This window comes from uncultured Negativibacillus sp. (assembly GCF_944388365.1).
Taxonomy (GTDB): domain Bacteria; phylum Bacillota; class Clostridia; order Oscillospirales; family Ruminococcaceae; genus Negativibacillus.
This window is the reverse complement of sequence record NZ_CALXIN010000076.1, coordinates 1-8,684: the sequence shown is the minus strand read 5'-3', so window position 1 is coordinate 8,684 and position 8,684 is coordinate 1. Positions and strand designations below refer to the sequence as shown.

The following is an 8,684-nucleotide window of genomic DNA, read 5'->3' as shown; positions in this document are numbered from 1 at the left end:
CAGCTCAACGTGGCAAAAGAGCGTCTGGCATTCGAGCTGACCGAGATGGTACACGGCACCGAGGAGGCGCAGAAAGCACTGGATGCTTCCAAGGCACTGTTTGTTTCCGGCGGCAACACCGAGAACATGCCAACCACCGAGCTGACCGGCGCAGACTTCACCGATGGCAGCATTCTGGTTGCAGACCTGCTGGTAAAAACCGAGCTTGCCCCATCCAAGGCAGAGGCAAAGAGACTGAAAAAAAAGGGCGGTATTACAATCAATGATGAGAAGGTAACCGCTTTTGATGCAGCTGTCAACGAGGCAGATTTTGCTGAGGGTCACATCATCCTCAAAAAAGGCAAAAAAGTGTTCCACAAAGTAACAATGGCAAAATAATGTTTCATAAGTAAAGAGAGGCGCAGACCATTTGGTCTGCGCCTCTCTTTTTATAGTTGCTTTATTCTGTGTCGGTTTGAGCCTGTGCAACAGCGTCGGTATATTCCTGCTGTGCATCCTCTAAAAATTGCTCCAGATCCTGCGCGATCTGATAGGCTGACCGATAGATGTCGACAGGATCGCTGATGCTGCCGTAGTCCGAAGCGTTGGAAAGGCTGCCAAGGTCGATGCTGACAGCCGGCATCAGTGTGACGGCGGCAAGGTAGGAATTGGAAAGGGTCGTTTCCTGCTGCGGACGCTGCAGACGGGCGGACAGTCCGTCCGAGATGCGCTGCGCCAGCTGCGCGGAAAACGGATTATTGTAGGAAATATGGATGCCAGGCTCGTCGCTGGTGCACTGGTGGATCGAGAGGAACAGGTCCGCCTCACGATATTGTGCGAACATGACGCGGTCCAGTCCTGCCATGGCGGAGTGGTTGGAGCGGGTCAGATAGACGTTTGCTCCCAGTGCGTGCAGCCGATCATACAGTGCATTGGCAAGCGCCAGATTGAGGGTTTCTTCGTTGGGACCGCTTCCTTCCAGCAAACCGAGCAGACCGGTATCGCTGCCGCCATGACCTGGGTCGATGACGATATTGACGCCGTCCAGCGGACTTTGAGTGTTGCTGTCGGAGAAGTGGGAGCGGAAGTAAACCACCATGTTGTTTTCAGTGAAGGTGACCTGATAGCCATAAAACGGCATATTTTCCTTCAGCGTCAGCTGCATGGTAACGGAAGTATTGTCGCGGGTGACCTGAATATCCTCGAACAAATCGCTTTGCAGATAGTCCAGCTGCAGCGGAATGTCCAGAACATGGGACAGCTGCAGGGTAACAGTGCGGTTTTCTTCATCGTAGGTCACGCTGCACGGCAGCTCGCTGCCGCCGGCAAAGGTGATGTATTCTCCGCGGCTGGTACTCTGGACGATGACGTTGCTGATGCGCTTGGATACGGTGTAGATGTCGGTGGCGCTGGTCAGCACCTTGACGCTGCTTTTCGGAATGCAGCCGCCCGACTGGAGATAGAAGTGCTCTGTACCGCTCTTGACCACATAATCCTTGGTATCCTGTGTCAATGTGTACAGAACCTCCTGTTCGGATGCATCGCTATACACCGGTGCGATCGGGTCGGTGACCTGTACAACCAGTTCCTGCTGTTCTGCCAGCAGGAAAATCTCGCCAGGAGAGGTCTGGTAGCTCAGACGGTCGTTGTAGACCATGCTATAGGAAACGTGGCCGAGGTTGGTGACTTCGAATACATTTTCGGGCAGCGGGATCTGTGCCTGATATGCCGCCGGATATCCCTTTGGAATGCTGGGATCAAGCTGGGTGAGTTCATACTGCTGATCATCAATCAAAGCGGTGATCTGTGCGCCGGAAGGAGCGGAACAGCTGACAATCAGCGGTTCATTGATCCAGACCGGTTGGCTGTATTGTGGGAAGAGGGAGTCTTCCTGCATGGAGCTGATCGGCAGCTGTTTTTCCTCTACGGAGGTGCTGCGTCTGGCAAGCACGGTGCGGACACGGTCGCCCTGTGTAAATACAAAGCGGTTGAGTCCCATCTTCAACGGAAGTTCCAGCGAGAAGCAGCCCGATGGAGTGATCTCACCGTATTCGCCCTGATATTCCTCGTCGTCCAGGTACAGCGTCTGGGCAGGATCGCAGATGCCGGTGACCGTGACGGTATTTTGGTCGGTATAGAGGATGCCGGTCGGAGTGCCGATGGTCAATAGCTCTGGACGTTCCAATGCAGGATCACTGTACCAGTCGGAGCTGTTCTGCGGGAAACGCAGATTTTCAAACAGCTCCGGCGACATCATCACATTGTACAGAGAGGACACCACCGAACCGCCGACGCCGTTGATCTGGTTGTAGAACTGCTGGAACAGAATCTCCTGGTCATCGGCATAGAAGGCCGCTTCGCTCAGCGGCGCACGGATACGGGAGGCATCCTGCCAGACAAACATCTGAAGCCGTGGGCAGCTTTGCAGTGCGCTCTGCCAGAGGCTGACGGTGTTTGCATAGGTGTTTCCGTCCGAAACGGTGTCGTGAATCTGCGGCAGCACAAAGTCGATCATGCCGCGTTCACCCGCATTTTGCAATAGAGCCAGCGCCTGTTCGGACTGTTCGCCTTGCAGCAGGTCACCTGGCAGAATGATGCCGATGCGGGTGCTGCTGGAGCGGTCGCGCACAGCGCGGGCAACGCTGAGAATGGTATTTTGCAGGTCCTCCAGCGTTGCACCGGCGGTTTCCATGCTGGTGGAGAAGGCCAGCACGACGCCCTGAAGCTTATAGTTGAGGGTCAGCTCTCCGGCGATGTCGCCGATGAGCTCCTGTACTTCTTCATTGGAAGGGTCCAGATACATCATAGTGCTGGATTCCTTCAGCCACTCAGGGTGTTCGGATGCCAGTGTCTGATGTTCGTTGTTATAGTCGATCGAACCAAGTCCGAACGGAGAGATGACGGCGCAGACCGAGATGTCCTGCGCCTCGGACTGCTTGACCAGCGTTTTCAGCGGATCTTTCAGGGTGTAGCCGCCGGTCTCTCCGGCCATATAGTGGCTTTGCGGCAGATAGCGGGAGTGGTACATCGAACCCATGTCGGGAGTGACAGGGTAGAAGATGGTATCCATGCTAAGCGCGGCAGCATCGGAAACAACCTGTTCTGCCTCAGAGCTCAGCGACCAGAAGCCCACATCTGCGGAAGGGTAGGTCAGATTATCGCGGCTTTCGACCACAATGCCCGACATCGTGCTGCCACCGGAAAAATAGGCGCGGTCGGTCAGGAGAGCGCTTGTTTCCTGCTCATCCCGTATAAAAAAGAAGGAATCCTCCTCTGTCAAAGCCGGTATGGAAAAAGAAAAAGCAAGGCAGGCCACCAGAAAAATGGCAATAATCTTTGCTCTTTTTGTCAAACTGCTCACCTCAATTCAATCAATAAAAAGAGATGGAATACTCCTATATTTCTAGTTTAACAAATTTTACAAAGAAATGCTATCAAACTTCGATGTTTTTTTGAAAATTTAGAAAAAATTATCTTTTTCGCTGAAATCTTGGCAGCTGCATCAACAAAAGTGCGCTCATCATCATCAGGCAGATGCTCAGCACAGGGGTGTTGGCATCGCCCATCGGGACAGGCTGTGCGCCGTTTGCAAAGACGGCGATGTCGCCCGGCAGATGCGGCAGCACCAGAAAGGTGACCGATGCGCTGAGTATTCCATGCAGCGCGCGCGCAGCGACAAACGGCAGCAGCCGCAGTCCACTGTCGCGCAGGATGCCTGCGATCTGTGCAATCACCGAAAAGCCTCCAAAGGACAAAAACAGTGAGGCATAGAGCACTCCATGAGGCATGCCGGCGGCAAGACGGCAGCCGTTGGTCACTTCGCCAAGTCCCAGCAACAGACAGCCTAGGGAGCTGTCTCCTGCCATCGACTGCACCGCCGCCTGCAATGCCGAGAACAGCAGGATAAACCCGCACATCTGCGCCATGGTGGTGACGCTGCTGCTGACCGCTCCGACAAAGGCTTCGCCCAGTCCGGCAAAAGGAGTGGATAGGCAGGGAAGGCTGGTGCTCAGTGCCGGTGTCTTTCGATGCAGGCGCGCTCCGATACCAAGGAGCATTCCCAGCAGCAGCGAAACACCGACCTGCACACCATAGAAAAGCAGTCCGATCTGCTGGCTTGCAAACATGCCGCTGCCGACCGCCGTCACCACAAAGGACGGAGCTGCACAGCAGCAGAACAGCAGCATCCGCTGGGCGTCGTCGCGGGCAAGGCGGTTTTGCCGCAGCAGGCTGGCAATCGACTGCGCGCCCATGGGATAGCCGCCGATCAGGCTCAGCAGTACGACGCTGCCCATCTCGGAGGGAAGATAGAGAAGCGTTTTACAAAATGGCCCTAACGGCAAACTGAGCAGCCGGTAGAGTCCGCTCTGCATCAGAAAGCCCGTCAGGATCATAAAACAAAACAGCGAAGGGATGACCGTCTGCAGGCACAGCTGAATGCCTTGCCGGATGCCCTGGGCAAAGGTGTCGCCGCTGTACACCAGCACCACGGCAAGCAGTCCGCAGCCGACAGCCAGAACAGGATTGATTGCTTTTTTCATGATTTGTCCACCGTCCTTTGTTTTGATCGTAAAAAAGGTTGTCCGACACCAGTGTATGCACCAAAAGAGCAAATCTTGACTGCTAAAACGAAGCTTTTGCTCATATCATTTGGAGAGAGTTTTATCAAAAAGGCACAACGACCAAAGGAGGCAGATTGATGAAAACAAGGACAAAGGAGCGAAAGGGAAATGCCGAGCTGTCAAAGCACAAAGAGGCGGTGACGCTGGGAAATGTGATTGCAAACCAGGAAATCCACATCGAGCTCAACGGAAACCGAGAAGCACTGGTGGATGGGTGCAAGGGGATTGTGGAGTACAACGACAGCACGGTGCGGCTCAATACCGCCGCAGGGCAGATTCGTTTTTCCGGACGCAGCCTGCAGATCGCCTGCATGACCGAGGACAGTATGATCCTGCGGGGATATATTCTGGGTCTGGAATATTGCAGCTGAGGGAGGGATAACGGTGCTGGTCAATATCTTGCGGTTTGTACGGGGAACGGTGACCTTTGAGGTGCGCGGTGATTTTGCCGAGCGTTTTCTCAACCTGCTGGGTCGAAACGGCATCCCTGTTTTCTATACCCAATGGAGCGACGGAGGATTTGTGGCGCAAACCACGGTCAAAAGCTATTTTCGGATTCGTCCTTATGTGCGACGCACCCATGTGCGGGTGAGGGTGGTAAAACGACAGGGATTGCCGTTTCTGATGCGGCGCTACTCGAAACGGATGGGGCTGATCGTCGGGATTGCGCTGTTTATCCTGTGCATCAATCTGTCCGGCGGGTTTGTCTGGGAGATACAGCTGAATGGAAATCACCTGGTGCCTGACGACGACATCTTGCAGACACTGGAGGAAGGAGGGCTGGTGCGCGGCAGCTGGAAGAAAAGTCTCGACGTAAACGACCTTGCCATGCGCCTTCGGGAGGCGTATCCACAGATCATCTGGTCGGCGGTCAATCTGGTGGGAAGCGTCGCCGAGGTGGAAATCAGCGAGCAGGCCGAGGTGGAGCAGCCCGAATCGACCGATCCCTGCAATGTGGTGGCGTCGCGCGCCGGTCAGATTGTGCGGATGGAGGTCTATGACGGGCAGGCGGTGCTCCAAAAGGGCGATGCTGTCCAGAAGGGACAGCTGGTGGTCAGCGGCGTGGTCAAAAGCACAAAGGGAATCACCATCCTGCGCCATGCGAGCGCACAGGTGTTGGTAGAATACAGCGAGCAGAAAACGGTCACCGTCTCGCTTACCCAGACGCTCAAGGTGCCCGACAGCGGGATGGTCAATCTGCGTTATCTCAACCTCGGAAAGCTGCGCATCCCGCTGTTTCTGGCTGGTGGAAAGCCTCAGCTTTGCTTTGAGCGGGTGTTCGAGCGTCCGGTGCGTCTGTTTGGGATCACCCTGCCGTTTGATCTGACCATCCATCAGGTCATTCCTGCAACGCAGCAAACAGTCACGCTGACCGCCGAAAAGGCCGCTCAGCTAGCTGAGTCAGAGCTTTTAAGCTTTGAACGGCAGACGCCGGAGCGCACCGTGGTCAGCCGCAAAATAAAGAGCAGCGTGCGGGATAACCAGCTTGTGATGACGGCGGAGTATGTCTTTCAGGAGGACGCTGCACAGCAGGAGGAAATCCTGCTCAACGGGCAGTAAGACAAGGCAGACAATTTGACCTGACGATCTTCACGAAAAAACAGGCGATATGGGGAGAATATTCAAAATAAGTTTGTAAAATGATGCGGACTGTGGTATAATAAATTCTGGAAATTTGAAAGTCTATCAAAAGGGATAAGAAAGGTCTGGAGGGATCGTTCATCGAACAGGTATTGCAGATCGAACAGATCGAACACGTTTTGATTCTGTTCGGCAACGGGGATCAGAACATCAAAATTATTGAGGAGCATTTTGGCGTCAGCATCGTCTGCCGCGGCACCGAGGTGAAAATCACCGGTGAGAGTGAGGCGGTGTCCAAAGCACAGCGCACCATTGATACACTGCTGACGATGGTGCAGAAGGACGGGGCTCTTTCGGAACAGAACGTGCGCTATGTCATCACCCTGGTGGAACAGGGCAACGAACAGAGCATGGCGCAGATGAACAGCAGCTGCATTGCTGTCACCGTCAAAGGAAAACCGGTCAAGCCAAAGACGCTTGGCCAGAAAAAATATACCGACGCCATTCAAAACAACACCATCACCTTCGGCATCGGTCCTGCCGGCACCGGCAAGACCTACCTTGCAGTGGCGATGGCGGTGCGTGCCTTCCGCGACGAACAGGTCAGCCGTATCATCCTGACCCGTCCGGCAGTGGAAGCGGGCGAAAAGCTGGGCTTTTTGCCTGGCGATTTGCAGGACAAGGTTGACCCTTACCTGCGTCCGCTGTACGACGCCATGTTTGATATGATGGGGCCGGAAAACTTTCAGCGCAACATGGAAAAAGGCAGTATCGAGGTGGCGCCGCTGGCCTATATGCGCGGACGTACGCTGGATGACTCGTTTATCATTCTCGACGAGGCACAGAACACCACCCCTGAACAGATGAAGATGTTTTTGACCCGCCTTGGCTTTAACTCCAAGGCGATCGTCACCGGCGACATCACCCAGATCGACCTGCCCAATGCCGGCAGATCCGGTCTGATTGAGGCGGTCAAGGTGCTCAAAAACATCGACGACATTGCGATCATGCGCCTGAGCGAAAAGGACGTTGTTCGTCACAAGCTCGTTCAGGACATCATCACCGCTTATGAGAAGTATCACAACAAGGAGGCGCGCAGATAACAATGGATGGAGTAAAAGTAGCAATTTCAAATAGACAGAAGGCGGTCAAGATTCCGACCGGAATCCGACTGCTGGTTCGCCGCTGCTGCAGTGCAGTGCTGACCATGGAAGATTTTCAGGGAGCCGCAGAGGTCAGCGTCAGCTTTGTGGATAATGAGCAGATTCGTCAGCTCAACAAGGAGTTCCGCGACAAGGACGCCGCTACCGACGTGCTGTCTTTCCCGCTGGGAGAAAACGGCGTGTACGACTATAACAACGAAACCGGCGCTTATATGCTGGGCGACATCGTCATCTCGGTGCCGCGTGCCATTGAACAGGCACAGATGTACGGTCATTCGCTGCGCCGTGAGATCGGCTTTTTGACCGTTCACTCGATGCTGCATCTGCTGGGCTATGACCATGAGGGCGAAAACCTGGAAGCACTGCGCATGCGCGAAAAAGAAGAATTGGTGCTGACAAGACTGGGCCTGCAGAGGGACATGAGCTTTGTCGATGAAGAAGACATCCAAGACCAGGAATAGTCACTTTGCCGCGTCCTTTCTGGCAGCGTGCAAGGGCATCGGTTATGCTGTCTGTCGGGAGCGAAATCTGCGTTTCCATCTGACGGCTGGTGCCTTTGTGTTGTGGCTGCGAGGATATTATGCATTCTCGCCGGCACAGGATGCGGCCCTTTTTCTGACCATTGGAGCGGTCATCGCCGCAGAACTGATCAACACCGCAGTGGAGCGGTGCGTCGATCTGTGCTGCCCGCAAGTGCATCCACTGGCTGCCGCCGCCAAGGATACTGCCGCCGGTGCAGTGCTGGTACTGGCTGTTGCAGCGGTGGGCATAGGAATCCGGCTGTTCTGGCAGCCGCAGATCCTTTTGCAGATTGCGGCAGAGCTGCTCGGACGTCCGCAGTCGCTGCTGCTGGTAGCGGCTGCCGTCGCAGCAGGAGTGTGGTGTGTCTTTTTCTGGCCAACCCCAAAATCTCCAAACGAAGAAAATAACTGACAAATTTGTTTTAACTGAAAGGCAGGATATCCATGACAAAATCGGCATTTGTTGCCATCGTAGGAAAGCCGAATGTGGGCAAATCCTCTCTGCTCAACCTCTTGGTTGGAGAGAAGATTGCCATCATCTCGGACAAGCCGCAGACCACCCGTACCCGCATCACCGGTGTACTCACCGAGGGTGAGGTGCAGCTGGTGTTTATCGACACCCCTGGTCTGCACAAACCGAAGAACAAGCTCGGCGACTATATGGTCAAGCAGGTGACCGACTCGGTGGGCGACGTCGACTGTGCCGTCTTTGTGACCGACCCACTGGGAGAGATCACCGAGGCTGAGGAGCGGCTGATCGAAAACCTGCAGCAGCTTCGCCTGCCGGCGATTCTGGTCATCAACAAGATCGACATCCT

The 8,684-nt window shown here is 54.7% G+C and carries 8 protein-coding genes and 1 pseudogene; 7 read left to right on the top strand and 2 right to left on the bottom strand.

Annotated features, from left to right (window positions below; translation table 11 throughout):
- A pseudogene (locus Q0L39_RS09245) lies at positions 1–378 on the top strand (tyrosine--tRNA ligase); the annotation flags it as partial.
- Between the two features lie 61 nt (positions 379–439).
- Here the strand turns inward: Q0L39_RS09245 and Q0L39_RS09240 are convergent.
- Together Q0L39_RS09240 and Q0L39_RS09235 are read right to left on the bottom strand one after the other, a co-directional pair.
- A complete protein-coding gene (locus Q0L39_RS09240) occupies positions 440–3,331 on the bottom strand; it encodes an N-acetylmuramoyl-L-alanine amidase (protein WP_296628599.1) in 2,892 nt (963 codons plus the stop codon).
- 118 nt (positions 3,332–3,449) lie between these two features.
- Positions 3,450–4,520: a hypothetical protein gene (locus Q0L39_RS09235; protein ID WP_296628596.1), complete on the bottom strand. Its 1,071-nt coding sequence runs from the start codon at positions 4,518–4,520 to the stop codon at positions 3,450–3,452.
- 158 nt (positions 4,521–4,678) lie between these two features.
- Between Q0L39_RS09235 and Q0L39_RS09230 the strand changes: the two genes are divergently transcribed.
- The 6 genes from Q0L39_RS09230 to era all read left to right on the top strand — a co-directional run.
- Positions 4,679–4,972 (top strand): YabP/YqfC family sporulation protein, encoded by a 294-nt coding sequence (locus Q0L39_RS09230; RefSeq protein ID WP_296628594.1) that lies wholly within the window; start codon positions 4,679–4,681, stop codon positions 4,970–4,972.
- A 13-nt stretch (positions 4,973–4,985) separates the two neighbouring features.
- On the top strand, positions 4,986–6,161 hold the full coding sequence (locus Q0L39_RS09225; protein ID WP_296628593.1) for a sporulation protein YqfD: 1,176 nt from the start codon (positions 4,986–4,988) through the stop codon (positions 6,159–6,161).
- A gap of 173 nt (positions 6,162–6,334) precedes the next feature.
- A complete protein-coding gene (locus tag Q0L39_RS09220) occupies positions 6,335–7,285 on the top strand; it encodes a PhoH family protein (RefSeq protein WP_296628592.1) in 951 nt (316 codons plus the stop codon).
- A gap of 2 nt (positions 7,286–7,287) precedes the next feature.
- Entirely contained in the window at positions 7,288–7,806 is a 519-nt protein-coding gene (ybeY, locus tag Q0L39_RS09215; protein ID WP_296628591.1) for an rRNA maturation RNase YbeY, read from the top strand.
- On the top strand, positions 7,778–8,278 hold the full coding sequence (locus Q0L39_RS09210) for a diacylglycerol kinase family protein (protein ID WP_296628590.1): 501 nt from the start codon (positions 7,778–7,780) through the stop codon (positions 8,276–8,278). Before ybeY ends, Q0L39_RS09210 begins: the two co-directional genes overlap by 29 nt.
- 32 nt (positions 8,279–8,310) lie before the next feature.
- Positions 8,311–8,684: GTPase Era (gene era, locus Q0L39_RS09205; RefSeq protein WP_296628588.1), on the top strand; the 374-nt coding region annotated here is incomplete at its 3' end.

What these genes read in the sequence shown, in the direction of transcription:
- Q0L39_RS09235 (WP_296628596.1), bottom strand. Translation starts at nt 4,520, where the DNA reads ATGAAAAAAGCAATCAATCCTGTTCTGGCTGTCGGCTGCGGACTGCTT.
- Q0L39_RS09230 (WP_296628594.1), top strand. Translation starts at nt 4,679, where the DNA reads ATGAAAACAAGGACAAAGGAGCGAAAGGGAAATGCCGAGCTGTCAAAG.
- ybeY (WP_296628591.1), top strand. Translation starts at nt 7,288, where the DNA reads ATGGATGGAGTAAAAGTAGCAATTTCAAATAGACAGAAGGCGGTCAAG.
- Q0L39_RS09210 (WP_296628590.1), top strand. Translation starts at nt 7,778, where the DNA reads ATGAAGAAGACATCCAAGACCAGGAATAGTCACTTTGCCGCGTCCTTT.